The sequence below is a fragment of the Treponema sp. Marseille-Q4130 genome (assembly GCF_014334325.1).
Classification (GTDB): Bacteria; Spirochaetota; Spirochaetia; order Treponematales; family Treponemataceae; genus Treponema_D.
Window position 1 is genome coordinate 211,616 of sequence record NZ_JACSET010000001.1, and the last position, 25,315, is coordinate 236,930.

Below are 25,315 nucleotides of genomic sequence, written 5' to 3' on the forward strand. Positions count from 1 at the left end.
CCGCTTGGGTATGCCGTGTTTTAATAATTTCGAGGATAATACTATGAGCGAAAAAACTGTGCTTGTCGTCTGTTTGAATCCGACATTTGAATTGACCGTCATACTCGATTCGTTTTATGAAAACGAAGTGAACCGCAGCGGCAATTATTTTACCTTTCCTTCGGGAAAGGGCGTAAATGTCACACGCGTGCTGACTCAGCTCGGCACGCGTGCGACTGCGTTGACGCATCTCGGCGGAAACGGAGTGCAGGAATTTATCGACCTGTGCGATGCGGAGCATATCAAGCTCGCGTATTTTACGACGGAGAGTCCCATCCGCACGTGCATCAATATCGTCAACAATGAAAAAAAGACGAGCACGGAAATCGTGGAGGAGCCGCTGCCGGTAGAAGAAGGCGCCGGAGCGCGCGCGTTCGATTTATTCGATTCGCTCATTCCGGACACCGACGCTCTCATCATTACCGGCACTCGCGCCCGAGGTTACGGAGCCGATCTCTATCCGCGCATGGTGCAGCGGGCAAAAGAAAAGGGGAAACTCGTCGTACTCGATATGCGCGGAGACGACTTACGGAATTCGCTTGCCGCTCGTCCCGATGTCATCAAGCCGAATCTTTCCGAATTGATGGCGACAGTGGAAAACGGACGCATCGTTTTGGAAAACGAAAATTCCGATGCGCTCTTTGAAACCGTTCGTTCGGTTACGAAAAACATATTCGATACCTACGGGGCGAAGAGCGTCATAAGCCGCGGCAAATTCGATACGTGGGTGTATGACGGAAGCGAGTTTTTCGCTCTCCCGAATAAAGACGTACCCGTCGTCAATACGATAGGCTGCGGAGACGCGCTCACGGCCGGCATGACGCATCGCCTGCTTTCGGGCGATGCGCTGAAAGACGCTGTGAGCTTCGGTATGGAGTGCGCGCTGAAAAATGCGCAGTCGCTTCGGCACGGATTGCAGTGACGGACGGACATAAAAATAGAGACTCCGAACAGCAACGCCACCCGGAGCCTCTACCGTCCAACATAGTTGGACATCGGAGAGAGTTTATCAGCTTATTTACAAGCTTGCTTAAAATATACTATAGTGGCGGCGTAATGTCAAGTATTTTTTGTAAGTTTTTTCGGAAAATCAAATTGATCGATATCGCCGTGTTCGCCGTCTTTGCGGCCGTCACGGTGTATGCGTTTTCGTTTGCGTACAGCGGCGGCGTTGAACGCAGGGAGCTCGTCGTGCATACGCCTCGCGGCATCTTTGCGTACGATATGTCGAAAGACAGAATTATCGATATCGAAGGCGCTATCGGCATATCCCGCATCGAAATCTCAGACGGTGCCGCGCGTTTTCTCGATTCCCCTTGTCCGAATAAAACCTGCGTGCAGTCCATGCCGATACGCGAAACGGGAGAATGGTCTGCGTGCCTTCCGAACCAAGTGTTCCTCAGAATAGAAGGCGGCAGCGCAGGCTCCGTCGATGCGACGGTGCGCTAGAGACCGAACGCAGGGGCGCTGAACGCACGCATAAGTTTTTCGAGCCTTTTGACTGGCTGCATTCGATGACGATGCCCTTGACGAGTGCCTCCGACAGACGTGCCTCCGACGACGTGCCTACGACGATTGCTCTTTCCCCCGCGATCCGCTATACTGTACCCTATATCGAAATACGGATCTGAGTCTATGGCGAAAAAAATCGAAAAGCCGGTGATATATTCCGCCCTTGAAGTTGCCAACATCTGCGGCGTTGTAAATCAAACGGCGATCAACTGGATAAACAGCGGCTATCTCAAAGCCTTCAAAACGCCCGGCGGTCAGTACCGCGTGTACCCCGACGATCTTGCCGATTTTATGAGCGAGCGCAATATGCACATCCCGATGAAACTGCTCAGCGCGTGTACGGATCGGGAGTCATACAATTCTTCGACGCTGCTCGTCATTGACGACGATAAAACCTTTAATACGCTCGTCGCCGATTTTCTTCACGACCGTTTTCCGGATCTTGAGATAATTCAAGCCTTTGACGGCTTCGATGCGGGCGTGCAGCTTTTTTCGAAAAAACCTCGATGTATCGTTTTGGATCTCAATCTTCCCGGTATCGACGGCTTCGAGCTTTGCCGCAAAATCAACGCCGACAATTCATACGGAAAACCCGCCGTCATCGTCGTAACCGCGCTGGAAAGCAAAGAAGATGAAAACCGCATCGTCGATCTCGGCATCGAAAAATTTTTCCGGAAACCGCTGAAACTCGAATTGCTCGCCGACGCGATCGACCGCGTATTCAAAGATTGATACAAGGATTCATAAGGGCGGCTTTTTGCGATTGCATCGCAAAAAACAGGCTTTTCGGGGTTCCGCCTTTCGGCTTCATTCCTGCGCTCGCTTTATGCTCGCTTCGGAACTTTCGCCCCTCCAATCCTTGCCGCATTCAATTTTAATAATCGAAGTAAACTCGGTAGTGAGCGAAACAAACGAAGTAAAGTACGGCTCTATTCGTGCGGAGTGGTTATCTCACATGCCGACTCGTGGTTGTCGATTTGATTATTTTTATATTATATGTGATAATACCCCATTATGGAAAATTCAAAACGAAGCGTTACCTGCGGAGAACTGCGCAAAAGCGATGTCGGCAAAACCGTCGTCTTAAACGGCTGGGTACACCGTACGCGTGATTTGGGCGGCATTTTTTTTATCAGCCTGCGCGACCGCTACGGCATAACGCAAGTGCTCGTCGAACCCGATGCGGCACAAAGCGTCAAAAAAACAGCGGCTTCGCTCAAAAGCGAATACTGCATTGCAGTACACGGCACCGTTTCCGCGCGGGGCGATAAAGACGTCAACGCCGACATGCCGACGGGTGAAATCGAAGTTGTCGCGTGCGATATCGAAATTTTTACGGCTTCCGATCCGCTGCCCTTTGCGATCGACGAAGTGCACCAAAAAGACGGAAGTATCGTATTGCCGAATGAAGATTTGAGGTTAAAATACCGCTATCTCGATTTACGCCGCGCTCCGATGCAGCATCATATCATATTGCGCTCTCAAGTGACTTTCGCCGTCCGCGAATACCTCACGCAGCAGGGCTTTCTCGAAATAGAAACGCCGACTTTTATTAAATCGACGCCGGAAGGTGCGCGCGATTATCTCGTGCCTTCGCGCGTACATGCGGGGAAATTTTATTCGCTGCCGCAAAGCCCGCAGCTCTACAAACAGCTTTTGATGGTTTCGGGTTTCGATAAATATTTTCAGATCGCCCGATGTTACCGCGACGAAGATGCTCGCGGCGACCGGCAGCCTGAGTTTACGCAGATCGATATGGAGATGAGCTTTACCGACCGCGAAGAAGTGCTCGGCGTAACCGAAGGCATGATGGGCTGGGTTTTTAAAAAGACAATGAACGTCGATTTGCCCGCTCGCTTCGACCGGCTTTCGTGGGAGGATGCGTTCGATTTGTACGGTTCGGATAAACCCGATCTCCGCTTCGGTTTGAAAATGCAGGATGCGGCTTTTATGGCAGAACTATCGGATTTCAACGCGTTCAAAGCGGGAGCTGCAAACTCAGGGCGCGATATCGAACGGCACAAACGCTCGGCGATAAAAGCGCTCGTCGTCAAAAACGTCGCCGACAAGTACAGCCGGAAAATGATCGAAGCGCTCGAAGCGGTCGCAAAGACGTATAAAGCGAAGGGGCTCGCGTGGATGAAAGTCGACGGTGAGGGCGCGTTCGAAGGCGGCATCTCTAAATTCTACGCGGGCAAAGAAAAAGATATTTGCGAAAAGTTCGGCGCCGAAAAAAACGATTTGCTTTTGTTTGTGAGCGACGAAAGATGGCAGACCGCCTGTGTCGCCCTCGGTGCCGTGCGCAAGCAGCTCGGTAAAGAGCTCGGCCTCTATGATCCCTCCGATCGGTTTCACTTTGTGTGGATTATCGACTTTCCGTATTTTGCATGGAACGAAGACGAGGGCAAATGGGAAACGGAACATCACATGTTTACGCTTCCGCAAAAAAAATATTGGGACACGCTCGAAAGCGATCCGGGTGTCGTCAAAGGCGATCTCTACGATTTGGTGCTCAACGGCTACGAACTTGCATCCGGTTCCATGCGTATCAACGATCCCGAACTGCAAAAACGTATTTTTAAAATCGTCGGCTACAGCGAAGAGCGCGCGCAAAAAGCGTTCGGTTTTCTCGTGCGCGCATTTCAATTCGGCGCTCCTCCGCACGGCGGCATCGCACCGGGTCTCGACCGCCTCATCATGCTCATGGAAGGGGAAGAGAGCATCCACGAAGTGATCGCTTTTCCGAAAAACAATTTGGCCGCTTCTCCGATGGACGAAAGTCCGAGCGAAGTGGAGCGGATGCAGCTCGATGAACTGCATATCGCGGTGACCGAAAAGGAAGATGCAAAAGACGTATGAAAAACGTTTTCGATTTTAATAAGATCGGAGAAAATCGCGCTTTAATAAAACGCTGTTTCGGAGTGCCTTTGTTCAGACAATATTTTCAAAAAGCGATATTCGCCTTATTAATTATTATTTTTTCTACTTGCTTTACTTCCTGCGAGCGTTCCGAGGGGCCGCGTACCGAAGCGCTTATGGGAACAGTATGCACGGTGAACGCGTACGACGACGGCACGAAATCGCTGTATGACGAACTCTTTGCGCGGCTGCATGAAATCGATGAAACATTCAGCGTCACTATCGAATCGTCGGAAATCTCGGCGATAAATAAAGCTGCCGGTGAACGAAGCGTTTCCGTTTCTTCCGATACGGCTTACGTCGTCAAAGCGGCGCTTTCTTACGCGGAACTCACCGACGGCGCATTCGATCCGACTGTCGGTCCGCTCGTAAAGATTTGGGGCATCAACACCGATCACGCGCGTGTGCCCGCGCAGAGCGAAATCGATGCGGTGCTGCCCTTGATAAACTGGCGCGATGTTTCCGCAGCGGACGATAATACCGTCATGCTCAAACGGCGCGGTATGGCGCTCGATTTGGGCGGCATCGTCAAAGGCTACGCTGCAGACGAATTGACGAAAATTTTAAAAGCGCGAAAAGTACGCCGCGCCATCGTCGATTTGGGCGGCAACATCTTCGTGTACGGCAAAAAAAAGGACGGCTCTCCGTGGCGTGTCGGCATTAAAGATCCGAACGATCCCGAAGGTGTGCCGGCTATCGTTTTGAATGTGGCAAATTCGACGATCGTGACGAGCGGCGTCTACGAGCGTTTTTTTACGGAAAACGGCGTACGCTATCATCACATACTCGATGCAAAAACGGGATACCCCGCCTCAAGCGGTTTGCTTTCTTCGACGATCGTATGCGAATCGAGCATGGCGGCGGACGCGCTTTCGACGAGCGTTTTCGTGCTCGGCAAAGAAAGCGGTATGGAGCTGCTGCACAGGATACAGTCGTCGGCCGGTACGCCTCTTGCCGAGATTCCGGGGCTTCACGCGCAAGTGCTCGGCATATTTATCGAAGAGGACGGAAGCGTAAGCGCATCGAAAGCGCTTGAAGGTTCGCTCGAAGCGGCTGCCGTAACGTTCGAATAGCCGTCAGCGTGTCCAATACGCTTCGGCTCTCGCGATGATTTTTGCAAGCGCCGAATCGTCGGGGGGAAGAGCAAAGAGGCTCCCCGCGCCGCTTTCGGGATTTCGCCTCAGCATTTCTTTTTTTTCGACGATATACGCACCCAACTCCGCACTCAGCTCACGCGCAAAAAAGAGGGTGCGTTCTTTGAACGTATCGGATGCCGCCGTCTGCAGCGTGTACGCCTCATTTGCATTCCCTATGTCATCCGCGTCGTTTGCATATCCTGCGTTTTCTGCATCGGGAACGCCTGCCGGCTGCTTTCCGGATTTTGCGCTTGTGCCGAACAACTCTTTCAGTCTGCATCCGTTTTTCGAAAGCTCAAGTTTTTCCTCCGCGGCGAATCGCGCGATAAAAGATGCCGTATCGTCCGCGATCTTTTGCGTTTCGCGTTCGGCTGCCCGAAAAGCTTCGGATGAAAAAAATTTGCTCGAATGGATAAACGCGTACATTTGAAAGAGCGGTTCGATTTCGTACGAACGGAAATACTGTTTGACGATTTTTGCAAGCGCATCGGAAAACGAAAGCTGGGCGAGTGAATCCGCGCTTTCGGGAATAAAGCGGACGCCGCTCATATACTCGGCACAAAAATCGATCGCCGCTTCACAGATCGCATCTCTGCTCGAAAAGTGATTGTAGAGAGAGGCTTTGTTTACGCCGAGGAGAGAAGCGATGTCGGCAAGGGAGACTGCGCCCGCGCTTTTTTCAAACGCACACGTGAGAAAGGCTTGTATTATTTTATCGCGGTCGATCCGTTTTTTTGCCATGCCGTCATTATATCGAAATGCGGCGTACGTGTAACGGGTGCGGACGGCATACGCGTTTATTTCATCGCGAGCGCTGACAGACCGTCGGCTAATAATTGACATTTTGGGTACCGAATTTTATACTTTCGTAAACGGACAAAACTGCATACGCAGTCTTTTGTCCCTTTTTTCATTTTGTACAGGAGACATAACAGTATGAAAAGAATTATGTTTGCACTTTTTGCTGCGGCAGCTTTATTCGGTCTGATTTCGTGTTCGAAAAAAGCGCAGGTGAACATCGCTTCGGCGGAAGATTTGAACGGAAAAACACTCGGTTGTCAGGCGGGAACGACCGGTGAAATTTACATTCAGGAAGAAGTGAAGGGCGCGACGCTGAAATCCTTTAAGACGGGCATGGATGCGGCCCTCGATTTGAAAAACGGTGCGATCGATGCGATCGTACTCGATGAGCTGCCCGCAAAAGAAATCGTAAAGCGCAACCGCAGTTTAAAAGTGCTCGACATCCGCTTTGCAACCGAAGAATACGCGATCGCCGTAAAAAAAGGAAATACCGCTTTGCTCGATTCGATTAACAAAACGATCGCCGCGATGAAAGCGGACGGAACCTATGAAAAGCTCGTAAAGACGTTTATGCCTGCCGACGGCGAGATCGTCGTCCCTGAGACGATTGTGTCGAACGGGAATCAAATTATTAAAATGGGAACGAATGCGGCATTTCCCCCGTTCGAATACATCGAAGGTACGGATCCCGTCGGTTTCGACGTGACGATGAGCCAGATGATCGCGCGTGATCTCGGGAAAAAACTGCAAGTCATCGATATGGCTTTCGACGGATTGATTGCGGCTCTTCAATCGGATGCTATCGATTTTGTAGCGGCCGGCATGACAGCGACCGACGAGCGCAGAAAAAACGTCGACTTTTCCGAACCGTACTATTCGTCGAATCAGGTTATCATCGTCAGAAAATAATTGATAGATCGAATATCGAGTTTGGAAAGTATTAGCTAATAGCGCTGTGTTTACGGCGAGAACCCGCCCGCTTAGCCGCGGTCGAGCTTTTTAAGTTAGGCTTCCGTAAGCCTAACGCTCGAAACGGCACGCAGCCGGAACCTCGCCGTAAACATAAGTTTATTTGTTTTCCAAACTCGCCATTCAATTGTTGCGCGAAATGGTTGGAAAAGGACTATCTTAAAAATTACTTATTTTTTCGACAGTCCTGCGAGTTTTAGAAAACTCGAAATTGACCCTAATATTGACTGCAACGTTTTGAGCCGGATATCGCATTCGGCTCAAAGCGATTTACGAGGAGCGGATTGTGTTTCAAATGTTTTATGACACGATGATTTCGCATATGCGCTGGAAGCTCATATTTTACGGGCTCGGTACGACACTGCTCATTGCGATCTGTGCCGTCCTCATCGGTTCGGTGCTCGGTTGCACGTTCGCTCTTTTTAAGATTTCAAAAAATAAAGTGCTGCAAAAGATTTCGCAGATCTACACGACGGTTATACGCGGCATACCGATGGCGACGCAGCTGATGATTTTTTATTTTGTGATCTTTTCGCCGATCGGCATAAGCAATGCGGTGCTCGTCGCGATCATTGCCTTCGGCATTAACTCCGGCGCCTACTGTACGGAAATTTTCCGTGCAGGCATTCAGGGAGTCGATGCGGGACAGACGGAAGCGGGCCGCTCGCTCGGTCTTTCGTGGCGGCAGACGCTTGTTAAAATCGTTATGCCGCAGGCGTTCCGCGTCATCATTCCGACGTATACGAGCGAGTTTATCGCACTCATCAAAGAAACGTCGGTTGCAAGTTTTATCGCGGTAGTCGATCTGCAAAAAGCCTGCGACAATATCCGCAACGCCACGTACAACGCATGGCTTCCGCTTTTGTCGTGTGCGGCGGTCTATCTCTGTCTCACGGTCGGCTTGACAAAACTGTTTTCGATTTTTGAGAAAAGGATGGCGCGCAGTGATCGAAGTTAAAAATTTAATAAAAAGATTCGGAGGAGACGCAGTTATCAACGATATCTCCGAAGCGATCGTTAAAGGCGAAAAGATTGTCATCATCGGACCTTCGGGTGCGGGCAAGAGTACCTTTTTGCGCTGCCTCAATCTGCTCGAACGTCCCGACGGCGGCAGTATTTTTTTTAACGGCGTCGATATAACCGCCGAAAAGACGAACGTCGACGAACTTCGCGCAAAGATGGGTATGGTCTTTCAGCACTTCAATCTTTTTCCGCACTTGACCGTTTTGCAGAACATCACGCTCGCGCCCGTCACGCTCAAGCGTCAGACGAAGACTGAGGCCGAAGTGAATGCGATGAAACTCCTCGCAAGAATCGGTCTTGCCGATAAAGCTTCGACTTATCCGTCGAAATTGTCCGGCGGACAAAAACAGCGCATCGCGATCGTACGCTCCCTCGCGATGAATCCCGACGTGATGCTCTTTGACGAACCGACGAGTGCGCTCGATCCCGAAATGGTCGGCGAAGTGCTCAACCTCATGAAAGAGCTCGCCGAAGAGGGCATGACGATGGTCGTCGTTTCGCACGAAATGGGATTTGCGCGGGAAGTCGCTACGCGTGTGCTCTTTATGGACGGAGGAGTCATTGCGGAATCGGGAACGCCGGACGATATTTTCAACCGGCCGAAGTGCGAACGGCTGCAGCAGTTTCTAAAATCGGTTTTATAAAAATTATTAATCCTATGCCTGAGACGGGTTTGTTGTTTTCGCCGAAGGATTTGCGGCGTCTCATTTTGCCGCTCATCGTCGAACAGCTCCTTTCGATATTTCTCGGTATGGCCGATATCGTTATGGTGTCGACACTCGGCGAAGAAGCGGTGTCGGGCGTCTCTCTCGTCGATTCCCTGAACGTATTGCTCGTCCAGCTCTTTGCAGCCCTCGGTACGGGAGGCGCCGTCGTTGCCTCACAATACATCGGGCACGGCGCTCACGATATGGCGTCGAAAACCGCAAAGCAGCTTCTTTATACGATCGTCGCCGTCTCTCTTGCCGTTTTAGCGCTTTGTCTCGCGTTTAACCGCCAACTCCTTTCGTTTTTATTCGGCAGCATCGACGACGGCGTTATGAGCGCTTCCCGCACGTATTTTTTTATTACGATTTTTGCGCTCCCTTCGATCGGTTTGTACAACGCGTGCGCGGCGCTGTTCCGCGCTCAGGGTAATTCCCGCGTGTCGATGCTCATCTCGCTTTTGATCAATGTTTTGAATATCGGCGGCAATGCGATACTGCTCTACGGCTTTCACCGAGGAGTCGAAGGAGTGGCGTTTCCGACGCTCGTGTCGCGAACTGCGGCAGCCGTCGTTTTGCTCGCGCTTTTGTACAGAGGCGGAACATACAACGGACATCCTGCCGTTTCGATACGCGGCATATTCCGTTTCGAATTCGACGGAGGAATCGTCAAACGCATCCTCTCGATCGGGGTTCCGAACGGACTTGAAAACAGCATGTTTCAAATCGGAAAGATACTCGTACTCTCGCTCATCGCGACGTACGGTACGACGGCGATCGCCGCAAACGCCGCGGCGAATACGCTCGCTTCGTTTGAAACGCTGCCCGGTTCGGCGATGAGTCTTGCCATGCTCACGGTCGTAGGCCAGTGCATCGGTGCGGGAAAAGCGGAACAAGCCGAATACTATACGAAAAAACTGCTCGCGCTCGCATTCGCTTCGATGGCCGTGCTGAATGTGCCCTTCCTTTTGTGTGCGCCCACTCTTTTGCGCCTGTATGCGCTTTCACCCGAAACGACGCGCCTTGCGTGGTATATGACGCTTTTGCACGGCGTGTGCGCCATGCTCATTTGGCCCGTGTCGTTTACGTTTCCGAACTCGCTCCGCGCCGCCGGAGACGCCGTGTTTACGATGATCGTTTCGATGATTTCGATGTGGGTCGTACGCATCGGTATGAGCTATGTGCTCAAGTGGACGGGGATGTTCGGCCTTACGGCACAATTCGGCTGGCCGCTTTCCTTCGGCGCCCTCGGCGTCTGGTTTGCGATGATACTCGATTGGATCGTGCGCTCATCCTGCTTCGTCTGCCGTTTCCGAAGCGGCAGATGGAAAGAAAAGCGCATCATATAAAAACCGCCGCAGTGCGCGGCGATAAAGAATCGACAAGGGATTTGATCTCTTCAATTATAATAAAGGCAGTGACATCCTGCGTACGTGTAAACCGTTAAAAGAGTATACGCTATTCGTAGCTGCCGTACGGAAGCACACAAAGCTCGACAGTGAAAACGGTTTTAAGAATGCGATTACGGAGTGCATTCAAAACGACATTTTATGCGAATATTTACAACGGAAGTCGAAGGAGGTACGATAACAAGTATCGGCTGAAATTGCGCCTCCGCTTGTTATCTCGAGTTTGCGCTGCAAACTCGACTATAGTACGTGTGCGCTGTTGCGCACAGAAAAAACTTTTTCGGAAGTTACAACTTCCTGCAAAAGTTTTTTGAGAGGAATAAATATGTTATCAGCCGAATATGATTACGATGTCGATATAGCTGTGCAGCGGGAAGAAGCGTCGCACCAAAAAGCGCTTCAAGATGCAAAGAACCTCAAGCGGCTCGGTGTTTCCATAAGCATTATCACAGAAGCCGTCGGTCTCACTCGAGAAGAAGTCGAAACGCTGTAAATCGTTCCTTAAATAAATATATTTCATAACATGTATCTGCAATCCGATATCCGATTAGACAGATATATTGATTCGCGGGATTATAAATTTAATAAATAATAAAAGAACGATGCTTATACAAGCCGTGATAATCATTACTGCGGTAAACAGGGTAAATAAACAGTTACTGTACCAGATCGATTTTGATACGGCTTTTTTATGTTTATTCGAATCTGCCACATAATACATTCCGTTCTTGCGGCAATCGTTTATCGCATTGCCTCCGATTTTTTTATCAAAAAATTTTAAAATGGTTATGGATACTGAAGCACTTATGACGACAATAATGGAACTTATATACGGTTGTTCCCTCACAATTTTATGAATCCCCTCAAAAAATTTTCCTGAAAAAAATTGCCGATCGACCGCCATAAACAGACAACTCAATACGGTATACAGCAATATTCCTAATTGCATTTTTCTTAAGAGCGTTTTTTTACAGTCCTTATAAACCCATATAAAAACGATGGCACATAATAAGAATATCGGCCAGAATCCGGAAATGCCGTGCAATTCGAGGAAATCCAAGAGATGACCGAATATGGATTTAAGCATTTCATGCTTATAGTTTTTGACGACTGTTTTCTTATTCTGAGGTTTTATAAGTTACAACATCGCATTTTTAAAGTTACCTCTAAAAACTGCAGTTTTTAGAGGTTCCCTGTATTGAAATTCGCTATTGAGCCCGTATTCTTTTATCTCACGGCTGCAATCGTGACTTTTTGTACGCCTTCTGAATAAGGCGCGACCGTATAGGGCTTGAAATAAACGGTGAGTTTTTTGCCGTCGTACGTGAACGTTTGGTAATTGCCGGCTTCCGGTATGGTGCCTTCGGCTATCCAGTCCGTGCGCGCTTTTTGCGCTTCCGCTCCGTTTCCTCCGTAGTTTAAGCGCTTCATAAAATAATCTTTACATTGCGTTGCGATATCTTTGATCGATAAGCCGGACGCTTCCGTGATCGACACTTCTTTTTTCAGCGCTTTGTCGTAGGTGATCGAGTCGAGCAGCGTTTCTCCGTGTGCACCTCCTTCATAGCGGTACGCCGTAAAGAGCATCGAAATATAGTTGTCGCTTACGATGATCGAATCGCATACGGCTTTATATTCGAACGGCGGAATTTTTTCGGCGGAAGCGCTCTTCGCGCTTTCGATTTCCTTTCTCGTTTTTTGTGCGGACGATTTGAAGTCATCGTACGCGCCGAGCGTGCGCGATTTGATAAGAGAATTGAGATCGTCGAAGCCCGCGAACTGCGGATAGACGACTTTCGCTTCGAAGGCGGCGTTTTTTTCGGAAACCGTCGTCATTTTGTAAGGAGCCGCTCCCTTTTGAGATGCGGTTTGACATCCTGCGAATACGAGAGACGCAAGCACTGCAGAATACACGATGTGTTTGATTTTCATAAAAACCCCTATAAAAACTTTTGGCAAACGGCGGCGATTGTATTAAAACGGATACGCATCTGCGCTTGCCGTTTCGGATTTGCCGCCTATTCACATAAATGAAAAAAAATATTACTATCAATAGTTACAAGAAGGTTATGGGGAGTCTGCATGATTTACGGTATTTTAATCGAAGGCTTGATATACGGCATCATGGTGCTCGGCGTTTTCGTGTCTTTCCGAGTTATCAATTTTTGCGATATGACCGTCGACGGAGCCTTTCCGCTCGGCGGCTGCATCCTTGCCGCATGTCTGCTGCACGGCGTACCGCCCGTCTTTGCGCTTTCGCTCGCATTTTTCGGCGGCGCTTTTGCAGGGCTCGTCACGACGCTCATCTATACGCGCTTTCGCATACCCGATCTGCTCGCCGGCATCCTCGTCATGACGATGCTTTATTCGATCAATCTCCGCATCATGTCAAACCGTGCGAACATATCGTTTTTGCGCATCGAAACGATTTTTTCAAAGAGCGCCGCATGGACGGAACGCGTCTTTCCCGCACTTCCTCCTGAAGCGGGCATCCTTTTGTTTTTAATAATTTTCGTCGCCGTCTTAAAAGGACTCCTCGATCTCTTTTTTCACACCGACATGGGCTTGACGATGGGTGCGCTCGGAGCGAACGAACAAATGGTCGTTTCTCAGGGCGTCGATCCGAAAATACTCCGCGGCATCGGCGTGTCTTTCGGCGACGGACTTGCAGCCCTTTCGGGTGCCTTTGCCGCAATGTACAACGGCTTTGCGGACGTGGGAAGCGGTACGGGCGTCATTGTCGGAGGGCTTGCCTCCCTCATGCTCGGAGAGTTTATCATCCGTTCGAATAAAATTTTCATGCAGACGCTCCGCGTTTTGCTCGGATCGATTTTATACCGCGCGCTCATGTTCGCAGGCAGAAGCTACGGTTACCGGATCGGCTTGACGAGCAACGATCTGAAACTCGTCACGGGCTTGCTTATCATCCTGTGCCTCGTCATATCCAATTTGAAAGGCAAGGCGAATTTTAAATCGCATCTTTTACGGCCGGCGAAAGCGGGAGGCGAAGCATGATTGAATTGAAAAATATTGCGATAACGTTCAATCCCGGCACCGCAGACGAAAACACGGCGCTGAAAAATATCGACTTGACGATTAATAAGAGCGACTTTATCACGGTGATCGGATCGAACGGAGCGGGAAAGTCGACGCTGTACAATGTCATCGCCGGTACGCTCTCTCCGACTGCCGGAACGATTTCGCTTTCGACGGACGGCTCGGTGCGCGACATCACGAAAGACGAAGAGTACAAACGGGCACTGTACATAGGGCGCATCTTTCAAAATCCTCTGCTCGGCACTGCGGGGAAAATGTCGCTCGAAGACAATATGATGATATGCAGCAAAAAAGGCTGGAAGGGTTTGAAGATCGGCTTGAATGCCCGCACGCGCTCATATTTCCGAAGCGAACTCAAACAGCTGAACATGGGACTTGAAGAGCGCCTCTCCGACAATGTCGAACAGTTTTCAGGCGGACAGCGGCAAGCGTTGACGCTGCTCATGGCGGTTATGTCGCGTCCGGCTCTTCTTTTGCTCGACGAACATACTGCAGCCCTCGATCCTTCGAACGCGGAGCTCGTTATGAAGCTGACAAAGCGCTTTGCGGAATCCTACAATCTTACCGTGATGATGGTGACGCACAATATGCAGCACGCGCTCGACTACGGCAATCGTCTTATCATGATGGATAAAGGTGAAATCATCTTCGACATAGCCGGAGACGAAAAAAAGAATTTGACGATGGACGATATCGTACAGCGCTTCCGCTCCATAAAAAAGACGGAGCTTACGAGCGACCGCATGATATTGCAGTGAAAGAGCGTCGCAGCGTTTCCTTCGTTGCTCTCGTATAAATTCGATCGAAGCGCCGCCTTGCCGCCCCTGTCCGAAATGACGGACGCTTGCCGTTCATGCGGAGAAGCGTTATACTTTTCAGCGCAGATGTTACGTTTGTGATAGCCTACAGCCGAATCCCTTGCGGCGGCATTACCGGCGCCCACGGCGCGCCGCGTATCAGCATCGACAAAGTATATCAACTACCTACATTATTATTTTTCCTCGAGGTGTTTTATGAACAAGTACTTCAAACGGTATGTAGTCGATGCGTTCGGCGGAATGTCGCTCGGCCTTTTTTCCACGCTCATCATCGGATTGATTATAAAGCAGATCGGCGGATTCTTTCCGTCGGCAGTCGGCTCGGGAGACGCAGTCGGTGCGAGCGCAAGCGTCTATGCATTTCTTGCGTATGCGGGAAGATTTTTTATGCTCACCGGTCAAGTGCTCACCGTACTCACCGGAGCCGGAATCGCGTGCGGAGTTGCGCATTCGCTCGGTGCGCCGAAGCTTGCTTTGTACGGAAGTATTCTTACCGGTACGATCGGCGCGTATTCCGTAAAATGCCTCGCCTATGTAAGCGCGGGGCAGGCGGCTTTTATTGCGCAAAACGGGGGCGTGCTTTTGGCGGGACCGGGAGATCCGCTTTCGGCTTTTGCCGCGGCTTTAGTCGGTGCCGAATGCGGGAGGCTCGTCGCGGGAAAGACTAAAATCGATATCGTCGTCGTGCCCGCCGTAACCGTCATCGCAGGTGCCGCCGCCGCATTGCTTTTGGGGCCTTCCCTTGCATCCGCATCGGCCGCTCTCGGAAGCGCCATACAAAAGGCGACCGAACTCGAACCCTTTTGGATGGGCATCGTGCTTTCCGTCGTCATGGGGATGATTTTAACGCTGCCCATAAGTTCCGCGGCTATCGCGATCATACTCGGCATGACGGGGATCGCGGGAGGAGCTGCGACTGCGGGCTGCTGCGCGCAGATGATCGGCTTTGCCGTCATCAGTTTTCGCGATAACGGCTTTAACGGTTTTTTCGCGCAGGGACTCGGAACGTCTATGCTGCAGATCCCGAACATCTGCAAAAACCCCTTCATATGGATTCCGCCGACACTCGCTTCGGCGATCACCGGCCCCGTCGCTTCGTGCCTTTTTAAGATGCGTACGCTTCCTGCGGGAGCGGGTATGGGAACGAGCGGACTCGTCGGACCGATCATGACGTTTCAAGCGATGCAGGGAGCCGAGAGCGCTTTTCTTATCATCGTAAAGATACTTGCAGTCGATGTGATTTTCCCGGCCGTACTCGCATACGGCTTTTATGCCGCGCTTCGCGCCAGGGGCTTGATCCGCGACGGCGATATGAAACTTGCCGCGTAGCGGGAATCCGTACGATGGTGTGCGGCTCATCCGCGTTCCGGACGCGCGTCGGCGGAAATCCGTACCGCAAGACATGAAAGAGCGAATATGCTAAAATAGACCATTCTGTCATATCCATTTGGAGGATCACAATGACCAGTTTCGGTATGTGGGGCATCATCCCCCCGCTTTTAACAATCGTGCTTGCGTTCGTCACCAAAGACGTGATCGTATCGCTCTTTCTCGGAATTTTATCGGGCACGCTTATCGTCGCAGGAGGCAATCCCGCCCTTGCGCTCATGCATCTCACCGATGCGCTCGCTTCTTCTCTCGCCGACGGATGGAATATCCGCATTTTTCTTTTTTGCGCGCTGCTCGGAGGCCTTGTCGGTATGCTGTCGAAGACCGGAGCCGCAGGCGCCTTCGGCAGATGGGCATCGCTGAAATTGAAAACGAGCAAGGGCTCGCTTATCATGTCGTTCATATTCGGTTTGATAATTTTCATCGACGATTATTTCAACTCGCTTACCGTCGGTACGATCATGCGTCCGATCTGCGATAAGACGAAAGTCGCGCGCGCAAAACTTGCCTACGTGCTCGATTCGACGGCGGCTCCCGTGTGCATCATCGCTCCGATTTCAAGCTGGGTGGTCACCGTCATGTCGATCGTAAAGGGTGCGGAAGGCTTTGATGCATTGCAAATGACGCCGTTCGAATTTTTTATACGTTCCATACCGTACAACCTCTACGCGCTCGGCACGCTCGTTTTCGTACTCGTTATCATTTTAACAAAACGCGACTTCGGTCCGATGAAATCTTCCGAAGCGCGTGCGGCGGAAGGAAAACTTTTTTATGAAAGAAAATACGGAGCGGTTGCGGGAGAAGTCGAAAACACCGTAAACGATTCGGCAAAGCCTGCCGATATGCTCTTTCCGATCATCGTCCTCATTGCGACGGCGCTGATCTTTTTTCCGGTGACGACGTGGATGAGCGCAGTCGACGGCAAATCGATTATGTCGTTCACCGATGCCGCACGCTCGATTCCGCTCGGAGACGCATTCAAAGATACCGACGCGTCTGTCGCGCTTTTTTATGCCATCATCTTTACGATATTCGCAACGTATATTTATTATATCGCAAGAAAATTGTTAAACTTGAGCGGAGCGGGTGAAGCGCTCCGCGACGGTATCAAATCGATGATACCGGCTCTCATCATTTTGTCGATGGCGTGGACAATCGGAACGATTATTAAATCTTCGCCTTCCGACGGAGGACTCGGACTCGGCGTCTATCTTTCGGAAATCGTCGTTACGCGCCGTTTTCCGCTCGAACTCATTCCCGTCATCGTCTTTGCACTTTCGGCTCTCATTTCGTTTGCGACCGGCACGAGCTGGGGTACCTTCGGCATTATGATTCCGCTTGTCATGCCGATCGCGACGGGACTTGCGCAGGCGAAGGGCTTGCCGCAAGAGGCATTCGTCAACGCATGCATGATCTGCATCGCAGCCGTCGTCGGAGGCGCCGTGTTCGGCGATCACGCATCCCCCATTTCCGATACGACGATCCTTTCGTCCACGGGAGCGGGCTGTCCGCACCTCGAACACGTCGCGACGCAGATGCCCTACGCGGTGTTTATCGCGCTCTGTTCGGCGATCGGTTTTATCGCAGGCGGTTTTTCGGAAAATATAATTGCCGCGTGGCTTTCGTTCGCGCTTGTCCTCGTTATCGGCATCGTATTTTTGCCGAAAGCGATGAAATCGAAATAACGCAATTTCTAAAATGAAACTCTCGGCGGGGCGCTCGCCGAGAGTGTAGGGTACGTGCCGTGTTCGAATCGATTTAATAATTTCCGTTTACGCGGTTTTTACGGCGCTGAGCACTTTTCCGATCGAATCGTGGATGACGAGCGTTGCGATCGCATCGCCTTCCGTTGCGACTTTATTGATGACGACGAGTTTGTTTCCGCGGTAATAGTTTACGAGGCTTGCTGCGGGGTAGACGACGAGAGAGGTGCCGCCGATGATGAGCATGTCCGCGTCCCGTATCGCGCGAATGGCGCCTTCGATGCAGGCTCCGTCGAGACCTTCTTCGTAAAGCACGACATCGGGCTTTACGATGCCGCCGCACTTTGTGCAGTGCGGAATGCCGTCGGGAGCGTTCGCGCTTTCGGCGATAAAATCGATATCGTAGGGAGAACCGCATTTCATACAGTAATTGCGCAGCGTGCTTCCGTGCAGTTCGAATACGTTTTTGCTTCCCGCCGCCTGATGCAGTCCGTCGATGTTTTGCGTGACGACGGCGGTGAGCTTTCCCGCCTTTTCGAGTTCCGCAAGTTTTTTGTGCGCGACGTTCGGCTGTACACCTTTAATAATGAGCTTTTCGCGGTAAAAGCGGTAAAACTCCGCGGGATTCGCGTCGAAAAAACTCCTGCTGAGCATTTGTTCGGGAGGATATTTCCATTTTTGGTGATACAGTCCGTCCGTGCTTCGGAAGTCCGGAATGCCGCTTTCAGTAGAAACTCCTGCTCCTCCGAAAAATACGATAGAGCGGCTTTCGTCTATCATGCGCTGCAGTTTTGCAATCGCTTTATCGAAATTATTGTCGTTCATAGCCTCAGTATAGCGTATTTTGCCGCACGGCGTCAGTTCCTTTGTACGTATGTAAGATGATAAATGCGGTCGCTTGCGTTTTATTTTGTGTATATCGATTTACCCTATCTCTGTCGTCCGGAAGCCTCTAATCTCTTGCAGCATTCTTGACAGTACGGTCGAAATTTTGTTATAGTACATAAAAAGAATACGGGGGTGTAGCTCACCTGGCTAGAGCGCTTGCATGGCATGCAAGAGGTAGTCGGTTCAAGTCCGATCATCTCCAATTTTAGGTAAAACCTGACTTTCCTGCCTGTTGATATATTGATTAAAACTAGGTCTTTGTGATAGTATTGTTGGCAATTCGGGCCATTAGCTCAGTCGGTTAGAGCAGAGGACTCATAATCCTTTGGTCGTTTGTTCAAGTCAAACATGGCCCACCTCAAGGATTTGCGATTCGTTTCGGATTGTAAATCCTTTTTTTATTCGTGCGGAGGGTTTAATACCCCGACGCGAGCGTCGGGGTTGTTGATTAATTTCGGGAAAGCAAACGTTCATTGAAATTCAACAGTCGAACAAAATATCAATTTTGGAGAATGTTGAATTAGTGCGCACCTTGCGGACGTTCCTATATCTTAAACTTCCCGACTTCACGCGCCAAATTGTCGATACTCTGTTTGTTCTTTTGTGTGAGCGTACTTACTTCCTGTACGGCTTTATTGATTTCCACGGCGCCCGTGGCCATCTCGTTCATGCTGTCGGTAATGATGCGCGTCAAATCGTCGAGTTTACGCATTTCCTGTGCGACGCCTTCGCCGCCTTTGAGCATCTCTTCGGAACCGGACTGTACTTCCATGGTTACCGAGTTGATCTTTTTAATTGCCGCGAGCACTTCTTTACTGCCGTTTTCCTGTTCTTTCATCGCTTCGGTGAGGCGGGCGCTCATGTCTTTAACCTGTTCGGCTAAGTTGAAAATCGCATTGAATTTTTCTTCGACGGTTTTGGAAGACGTCGAAAGCGTTTCGATCTCTCCGGAGAGCGTTTTCAGCGTCGACGTTATCGCTTTTCCCTGAGTCGCCGAATCTTCGGCAAGTTTGCGGATTTCATCGGCGACGACGGCAAAGCCCCTTCCAGCTTCGCCCGCATGGGCCGCTTCGATGGCGGCGTTCATGGCGAGCAGGTTCGTTTGACTTGCAATATGCTGAATGACGCTCGACGCTTCCATGAGTGAACCCGATTCTTCTGTGATTTTTTGCGCTATATCGTTTGATGTGACGAGCGTGCCTTTGCCCTCGCTGGTTGCGGATGCAAGATTTTTTATGGCTTCATCGGTTCTGTCGAGCGTTTGTCCGATCGCGGCGATGTTCGCAACCATCTCTTCCACCGATGCGGAAGACTGAGTAACGCTCGCCGCCTGTGCTTCGATGCTGCTGTTCAGCTGTCTTATCGTCCGGATGATCTCTTCGATCGTTGCCGCCGTTTCGGTAACGCTTGCGCTTTGCGTCAGCGTCTGTTGTTTTACGCCGTCGATATTCGCGCTGATTTCGTGAACGGCGCTCGCGGTTTCGGTCATATTCGATGCGAGGTCGTTTCCGATATCGGTCATCGTATCGCTGTTCGTATCGACGGTACGTATGGACGAACCGATCTTTTCGATCGTTTCGTTAAAGTATTTGCATACGTCCGTCACTTCGTCGTTGCCGCTTATCGGCAAGCGCACAGTCAAATCGCCTTCGCCTTGTGCGATATCTTTCAGGGCGTTCGCTGCGAGCCGAACGGGTTTAACCATTTGCGTAGCGATAAAATAAATAATACCGAATACCGTAATTAAAATGAGTATGCCGATGATGAGCATCCAACGGCTCAATGCATTCACTTCTCCCATAAATTCTTCATACGGAGCGTTGATAACGACCGTCCAGTCGGCTGCATGAAGCTTTGCGGATGCCGCGACTTTTGAAACGCCTTCGTATGTATACGAACCTATGACAGGTTCTGTCGAAGCTCTGGCTTTGGATTCAAATGTTCCGATGGAAACCAGTGAGGGATCGGTTTTTGCCTCTTCGGAAGCGTTGGACATTTGCGTTACAAGTTCGGCATCCTGGTCTGCGATGGATGTTCCCGTTGACCCGATGATGTAACAGTTTCCCGTTTGTCCGATGACGATATCTTTGATATTATCCCGCAGTTGGAGACCGGAAATGTCGGCGGACAAAACGCCGCAGATGTTTTCGCCTTCATCGTAGATCGGAACGGCAACCGTAATGACGAGCGTATGATTTGCCCGTTCGATATACGGTTCGGAAATAAAATCTTTTCCCGAAAGCGCGTTTTGAAACCATACCCTGTCCGCTACTTGGACTGTACCGCCGTCATAATAAAACGTTCCCCGCGGATCGCTTATATCGAGTTCGACGATGGAAGCGTTTTGCGCCGCTTCTTTTTTTAACAATGCGACTCGTTCCGCGTATGAATAAGAAGAATCGTACAGTGCGGGTATGCGCGCTATGCCTTCGAGAAATTGGAAGAGAGCATTTATTCTGCCGTCGACGATTTCAGTCGTGTCAATAGCTTTGTCGGTGAGATGCGCTTCTACTTTTTCGATGACCGCTTTACGCGCGGTATGAATCGCAAGAACGCTTTCGATCAATATGGCTAGGGCGATCAGACCGCCGAAAATAATAATTAATTTTTTACGGATCGAAAACAGCTTTTTCCCGGTTGCATCGTTTATCCCAGTCTTAATGGGCGCGGCGTTCTTTTCCATAATTCGGCGAGGCTCCTTTTTTCGTATATCTGTCGGAATGACCTTTCACTCTGTTTGTTCAGTATATGTATTTTAGCGAATTACGTCCACTTGCGCAAACGTATCCGTTTTCAAGCGTGACGGGCACGGCTGTTCCGTACGATCGCCGTTTCAGTCTGCAATCTTCGTTCCGATAAAGCTTTTGCCGTCGAGGATATTTTTTATATTTTCGATATTTTTTCCGGATGCGCAAATCACCGTCAAAGAAAGAGAAGCGGCTTTTTTGCTTGCGATCGGATCGAAAGGCACGTTTTTCCCCGGCGTCCACGTATCGCCGACGATTTTTCGGAAGTCTTTCCATGAGATTGTATCGATGGGCTTTGCATCGGGATTGGTGCGAGGATCGTCGGTGTACACTTTTTCGATATTCGAAAGATTGACGACCGTGTCCGCGCCGAATTTTTCGGCGAGCAGTACGGCATCGTTATCCGTCGAAAAGCCCGGCTTCCATCCCGACGCGACGAGAATTTTTCCGGTGAACGATATATCCGCCGTCGGATCGGAGACGACATCGTCGAGGCACAGCTCTCCGCAGCAGGCTTTTAAAAGCTCGGCATTGAGCTTAGTCGCCATGATACCGATCCGGTCGGCCGCATCGTCCTGCATTTTTCCGACCGATTTTTCGAGCACGTCTCTGTAGGCGCTTTGATAGATGCGGGCGGGCGCGCCGCCTCCCGAAACGAATATGAGGCGTCGTCCCTGCTCTTTACCGAGCCACGCGCGCGCCATTGCGATAAAACTGTTCAAGAATTCGACATCAGGTTTATCCGGGGCGATGATCGATCCGCCGACGGAGAGGATTTTCGTTATCATAGCGCCATTATAAAACCAATCGATTGCAAACGCAAGGTGTCGGGTGTAAACTCATCCTTTTCGAAAACCGCACACTTTACGAAATCGAACTGCTATCGACTCAGCGATTCGAGCGGAATGAGAGCCGGAGACGTCGTCGGATTTTCGAGTGCGAGGTATTGTTCGAGAAGCGCCTTTTGCTGTGCGCTCAAGCGGGAAGGCACTTGCACGACGATTTTAACGTAGAGGTCTCCGCGGCGGGAAGTGCCCGTGTACGGTACGCCTTCGCCTTTGATACGTAAAAGTTTTCCGTTCGACGTCCCCGCAGGCACTTTAACGCTCACGCGCTTATCGTCGAGGAGCGGTATCGTTATCTCGGCACCGAGGGATGCCTGTGCCATCGTGATCGGGACGGCGCAGTAGAGATCCTGCCCCGAACGCTCGAAAAAGCGGTCTTCGGCGACGTGGATGACGACGATCAAGTCCCCCGCCGGTCCGCCGTTTTGTCCCGCATCTCCCTGATGGGGGATATCGATTCGCTTGCCGTTGTCGACGCCTGCTGGAATCGTCAGCGTCATCATTTTATTTTTTTCCTGCACGCCCGACCCGTGACATACGGAACACGGCTTGTCGATGATCGTTCCCGTTCCGCGGCAGGTCGGGCAGGTTTGCTGCATTGCAAAAAATCCCGAACTTCGCCTGATCTGACCCGTTCCCTGACACGAGGGACAAGTTTTGCGGCTTGAGCCGACAGCGCCGCCCGTGCCGTGACAGGTCTCGCAGACTTCGTTATGCGTAAAGCGGATTTCGGCTTTCGTACCGAATACCGCAGCTTTAAATGATATTTCCAAATCGTAGCGGAGCGTCGCACCCTGAGCATGCCCGTCGGAAGATCTCTGCGAAGATGAAAATCCGCCGCCGAAGATGTTTTCGAATATGTCGCCGAATCCGCCGCCCATGCCGCCGAAAAGATCGCTGAAATCGTGAAACGCGTGAGAATATTGCGCCCCGCCTGCCGCGCCGTCGACGCCTGCAAAACCGTATTGATCGTAGAGGGGACGCTTTTTGTCGTCGGAAAGCACTTCGTAGGCTTCCGTCGCTTCTTTGAATTTTTCTTCGGCCGCTTTATCGCCCGGGTTTCTGTCGGGATGATATTTTATCGCAAGTTTACGGTACGCCTTTTTAATTTCGTCGAGCGAAGCGCTTTTTTCGACTCCGAGCACTTCGTAATAATCACGTTTTTCCGCCATATCTTCTGCCAAAAATCAATATTGGGCAAAACCGTCTCTGAAAACTGCAATTTTCAGAGATGCCCTATTAAAAAAAACTATAGCATAAAAAACACCTCCGACGCAATCGTACGGAGGTGTTTTCACGCCTTACGGGAGCCGCCGGATACAACGCCTGCGGCACTCATATCCGTTGCAACATACCGGACTTCGCAAAATCGCTGAAGCCCTGTATGCGCTTTATTTGTCGTCGTGCACTTCGTATTCGGCGTCGTCGGCTTTGCCTTTATCGAAACCGCCGGACTGCGAGGCGCCCTGATCGTGGCCTGCACCGCCGCTTTGGGCTTGGCCCCCCGCGCCCTGCTGTTGAGACGCCTGCTGTTTGTACACTTCTTCGGCGATCTTGTAGGACGCCTGCTTGAGCGCTTCCGTTTTCGACTTGATCTCTTCGACGTTGTCGCCTTCGAGCGCTTTTTTCAGCGCCGCAACGGCATCGTCGATCGCCTGTTTATCCGCAGCGTTTACTTTGTCGCCCAAATCTTTCAGCGTCTTTTCCGTCGCGTAGATAAGGCTGTCCGCATCGTTTCGCGCATCGACGCTTTCGCGTTTGGCTTTATCGGCCGCGGCGTTCGCTTCCGCATCTTTTACCATGCGGTTGATCTCTTCTTCGCTCAAACCGCTCGAAGACGTGATCTGGATGTGCTGCTCTTTGCCCGTACCCAAATCCTTTGCGCTGACATGGACGATACCGTTCGCATCGATGTCGAAAGTGACTTCGATCTGCGGTACTCCGCGCGGAGCGGCAGGGATGCCGACGAGGTCGAAATTGCCGAGCGTGCGGTTTTGCGCCGCCATCTCGCGCTCTCCCTGCAGTACGTGAATCGATACCGCCGTCTGTCCGTCGGCCGCCGTCGAAAAGATTTGGCTCTTTTTCGTCGGGATCGTCGTATTGCGCGGAATGAGCTTCGTAAAGACACCGCCCATCGTTTCGATGCCGAGCGAAAGAGGCGTTACGTCGAGGAGGAGCACGTCTTTTACGTCTCCGCCCAAAACGCCGCCCTGGATCGCCGCGCCTACCGCGACCGCTTCATCGGGGTTTACCGAGCGGTTGCCTTCTTTTCCGAAAATCGCTTTGACGACTTCCTGCACTTTCGGCATACGACTCGAACCGCCGACGAGCAGGACTTCGTCGATTTTATCCGGCGTAATGCCCGCATCGCTCATCGCTTTTTTGCACGGCTCTTTCGTCGCGTCGAGCAAGTCCGCCGTCATCGCTTCAAACTGCGCCCGCGTCAGCGTTTTTTGCAAGTGCTTCGGACCGGAGGCATCTGCGGTGATAAAGGGCAGATTGATGTCGGCCGTCGTCTGCGACGAAAGCTGGATCTTCGCGTTTTCCGCCGCTTCGCGCAAGCGCTGCATCGCCATAGCGTCGTTCGACAGATCGATGCCGCCAGTGTCTTTTTTAAACTCGTCGACAAGCCAGTTGATGATTCGCCTGTCCCAGTCGTCGCCGCCGAGCTGCGTATTGCCGTTCGTCGATTTGACTTCGAAGACGCCGTTACCGAGCTCGAGGATGGAAATATCGAAAGTACCGCCGCCCAAATCGTAGACGGCGATCGTCTTTTCTTTACTCGAATCTTTATTGAAACCGAAGGCGAGAGAAGCTGCAGTCGGTTCGTTGATAATGCGCTTGACGTCAAGACCTGCGATTTTGCCGGCATCCTTTGTCGCCTGGCGCTGCGCGTCGTTGAAATACGCGGGCACCGTGATGACCGCTTCCGTCACCGGCTGACCGAGATAATCCTCCGCCGTCTTTTTCATCTTTTGCAAAATGAAAGCGCTGATCTCCTGCGGGCTGTACTGCTTTTTTTCGCCGTTCTGTTCGATTTCGACTCTCACGTCTTCACCGTGGTCGATAACCTTGTACGGCAGCTTCGTCGCTTCTCCCTTCAATTCGGAAAAGCGGTGCCCGATGAGGCGCTTGATGGAATACACCGTATTTTTCGGGTTCGTCACCATTTGGTTTTTTGCCGGAAGCCCGACGATGCGGTCGCCCTTCGACGTAAAGCCGACGATGGACGGAGTCGTTCTCCCGCCCTCCGAATTCTGAATGACGACCGGTTCGCCGTTTTCCATAACGGCGACGCATGAATTCGTTGTTCCTAAATCAATACCGATAATTTTTCCCATTTCAATATCTCCTCA

Annotated in this window: 21 protein-coding genes, 2 tRNA genes and 1 pseudogene; 17 read left to right on the plus strand and 7 right to left on the minus strand. The window is 51.1% G+C overall.

The annotated features are described in order from the left end of the window. Positions 1–43: 43 nt before the first annotated feature. The 5 genes from H9I36_RS00875 to H9I36_RS00895 all read left to right on the plus strand — a co-directional run bounded on the left by H9I36_RS00875 (position 44) and on the right by H9I36_RS00895 (position 5,543). Positions 44–961 carry a 1-phosphofructokinase family hexose kinase gene (locus H9I36_RS00875; protein ID WP_187383502.1) on the plus strand — a complete coding sequence of 306 codons (918 nt, stop codon included), beginning with the start codon at positions 44–46 and terminating at the stop codon, positions 959–961. 134 nt (positions 962–1,095) lie between these two features. Beyond that, positions 1,096–1,488, plus strand: a complete 393-nt coding sequence (locus H9I36_RS00880) for a NusG domain II-containing protein (protein ID WP_187383503.1) — start codon at positions 1,096–1,098, stop codon at positions 1,486–1,488. Positions 1,489–1,674: 186 nt separating this feature from the next. Beyond that, positions 1,675–2,283 (plus strand): response regulator, encoded by a 609-nt coding sequence (locus tag H9I36_RS00885; RefSeq protein ID WP_187383504.1) that lies wholly within the window; start codon positions 1,675–1,677, stop codon positions 2,281–2,283. Between the two features lie 282 nt (positions 2,284–2,565). Then, positions 2,566–4,410, plus strand: a complete 1,845-nt coding sequence (aspS, locus tag H9I36_RS00890; RefSeq protein WP_187383505.1) for an aspartate--tRNA ligase — start codon at positions 2,566–2,568, stop codon at positions 4,408–4,410. Then, positions 4,407–5,543, plus strand: coding sequence for an FAD:protein FMN transferase (locus H9I36_RS00895; protein WP_187383506.1), 1,137 nt, complete (start codon positions 4,407–4,409; stop codon positions 5,541–5,543). The genes aspS and H9I36_RS00895 overlap by 4 nt, the downstream gene beginning before the upstream one ends. A gap of 3 nt (positions 5,544–5,546) precedes the next feature. On the opposite strand, the gene H9I36_RS00900 is transcribed toward H9I36_RS00895, so the two are convergent. Beyond that, positions 5,547–6,347 carry a TetR/AcrR family transcriptional regulator gene (locus tag H9I36_RS00900; protein ID WP_187383507.1) on the minus strand — a complete coding sequence of 267 codons (801 nt, stop codon included), beginning with the start codon at positions 6,345–6,347 and terminating at the stop codon, positions 5,547–5,549. 195 nt (positions 6,348–6,542) lie between these two features. Between H9I36_RS00900 and H9I36_RS00905 the strand changes: the two genes are divergently transcribed. The 6 genes and pseudogenes from H9I36_RS00905 (at position 6,543) to H9I36_RS13000 (ending at position 11,005) form a co-directional block, all read left to right on the plus strand. After that, complete coding sequence (locus tag H9I36_RS00905; RefSeq protein ID WP_187383508.1) at positions 6,543–7,316, plus strand: transporter substrate-binding domain-containing protein; 774 nt, start codon at positions 6,543–6,545, stop codon at positions 7,314–7,316. Positions 7,317–7,671: 355 nt separating this feature from the next. Then, entirely contained in the window at positions 7,672–8,334 is a 663-nt protein-coding gene (locus tag H9I36_RS00910) for an amino acid ABC transporter permease (RefSeq protein WP_239446902.1), read from the plus strand. After that, on the plus strand, positions 8,321–9,043 hold the full coding sequence (locus H9I36_RS00915) for an amino acid ABC transporter ATP-binding protein (RefSeq protein WP_187383509.1): 723 nt from the start codon (positions 8,321–8,323) through the stop codon (positions 9,041–9,043). The genes H9I36_RS00910 and H9I36_RS00915 overlap by 14 nt, the downstream gene beginning before the upstream one ends. Positions 9,044–9,057: 14 nt before the next feature. After that, positions 9,058–10,452 (plus strand): MATE family efflux transporter, encoded by a 1,395-nt coding sequence (locus tag H9I36_RS00920; protein WP_187383510.1) that lies wholly within the window; start codon positions 9,058–9,060, stop codon positions 10,450–10,452. A 52-nt stretch (positions 10,453–10,504) separates the two neighbouring features. Then, positions 10,505–10,687, plus strand: a pseudogene (locus H9I36_RS12995) (hypothetical protein); the annotation flags it as partial. A gap of 150 nt (positions 10,688–10,837) precedes the next feature. After that, entirely contained in the window at positions 10,838–11,005 is a 168-nt protein-coding gene (locus tag H9I36_RS13000) for a hypothetical protein (RefSeq protein WP_187383511.1), read from the plus strand. 734 nt (positions 11,006–11,739) lie between these two features. On the opposite strand, the gene H9I36_RS00930 is transcribed toward H9I36_RS13000, so the two are convergent. Then, on the minus strand, positions 11,740–12,444 hold the full coding sequence (locus tag H9I36_RS00930; RefSeq protein WP_187383512.1) for a DUF3298 and DUF4163 domain-containing protein: 705 nt from the start codon (positions 12,442–12,444) through the stop codon (positions 11,740–11,742). A 150-nt stretch (positions 12,445–12,594) separates the two neighbouring features. Here H9I36_RS00930 and H9I36_RS00935 point away from each other — a divergent pair, with 150 nt between their 5' ends. The 4 genes from H9I36_RS00935 to H9I36_RS00950 all read left to right on the plus strand — a co-directional run bounded on the left by H9I36_RS00935 (position 12,595) and on the right by H9I36_RS00950 (position 17,461). Further along, positions 12,595–13,527: an ABC transporter permease gene (locus tag H9I36_RS00935; RefSeq protein ID WP_187383513.1), complete on the plus strand. Its 933-nt coding sequence runs from the start codon at positions 12,595–12,597 to the stop codon at positions 13,525–13,527. Then, entirely contained in the window at positions 13,524–14,327 is an 804-nt protein-coding gene (locus tag H9I36_RS00940; protein WP_187383514.1) for an ABC transporter ATP-binding protein, read from the plus strand. The genes H9I36_RS00935 and H9I36_RS00940 overlap by 4 nt, the downstream gene beginning before the upstream one ends. 255 nt (positions 14,328–14,582) lie before the next feature. Then, positions 14,583–15,716, plus strand: coding sequence for a PTS sugar transporter subunit IIC (locus tag H9I36_RS00945; RefSeq protein ID WP_187383515.1), 1,134 nt, complete (start codon positions 14,583–14,585; stop codon positions 15,714–15,716). 131 nt (positions 15,717–15,847) lie between these two features. Then, positions 15,848–17,461, plus strand: a complete 1,614-nt coding sequence (locus H9I36_RS00950; RefSeq protein WP_187383516.1) for a Na+/H+ antiporter NhaC family protein — start codon at positions 15,848–15,850, stop codon at positions 17,459–17,461. Positions 17,462–17,548: 87 nt separating this feature from the next. Here the strand turns inward: H9I36_RS00950 and H9I36_RS00955 are convergent, their stop codons facing one another. After that, on the minus strand, positions 17,549–18,304 hold the full coding sequence (locus H9I36_RS00955) for an NAD-dependent protein deacylase (protein ID WP_187383517.1): 756 nt from the start codon (positions 18,302–18,304) through the stop codon (positions 17,549–17,551). A gap of 191 nt (positions 18,305–18,495) precedes the next feature. Between H9I36_RS00955 and H9I36_RS00960 the strand changes: the two genes are divergently transcribed. Then, positions 18,496–18,569 (plus strand) — tRNA-Ala (locus H9I36_RS00960). 80 nt (positions 18,570–18,649) lie between these two features. Further along, positions 18,650–18,723 (plus strand) — tRNA-Ile (locus H9I36_RS00965). A gap of 188 nt (positions 18,724–18,911) precedes the next feature. Here the strand turns inward: H9I36_RS00965 and H9I36_RS00970 are convergent. The 4 genes from H9I36_RS00970 to dnaK form a co-directional block, all read right to left on the minus strand. Next, the gene (locus tag H9I36_RS00970) at positions 18,912–21,050 is read right to left on the minus strand and encodes a methyl-accepting chemotaxis protein (protein WP_187383518.1); all 2,139 of its coding nucleotides are present in this window, start codon (positions 21,048–21,050) and stop codon (positions 18,912–18,914) included. Positions 21,051–21,200: 150 nt separating this feature from the next. Next, positions 21,201–21,899 carry a UMP kinase gene (gene pyrH / locus H9I36_RS00975; protein ID WP_370586936.1) on the minus strand — a complete coding sequence of 233 codons (699 nt, stop codon included), beginning with the start codon at positions 21,897–21,899 and terminating at the stop codon, positions 21,201–21,203. 95 nt (positions 21,900–21,994) lie between these two features. Further along, on the minus strand, positions 21,995–23,131 hold the full coding sequence (gene dnaJ, locus H9I36_RS00980) for a molecular chaperone DnaJ (RefSeq protein WP_187383520.1): 1,137 nt from the start codon (positions 23,129–23,131) through the stop codon (positions 21,995–21,997). 219 nt (positions 23,132–23,350) lie between these two features. Further along, entirely contained in the window at positions 23,351–25,300 is a 1,950-nt protein-coding gene (gene dnaK / locus H9I36_RS00985; RefSeq protein ID WP_187383521.1) for a molecular chaperone DnaK, read from the minus strand. Positions 25,301–25,315 lie beyond the last annotated feature (15 nt).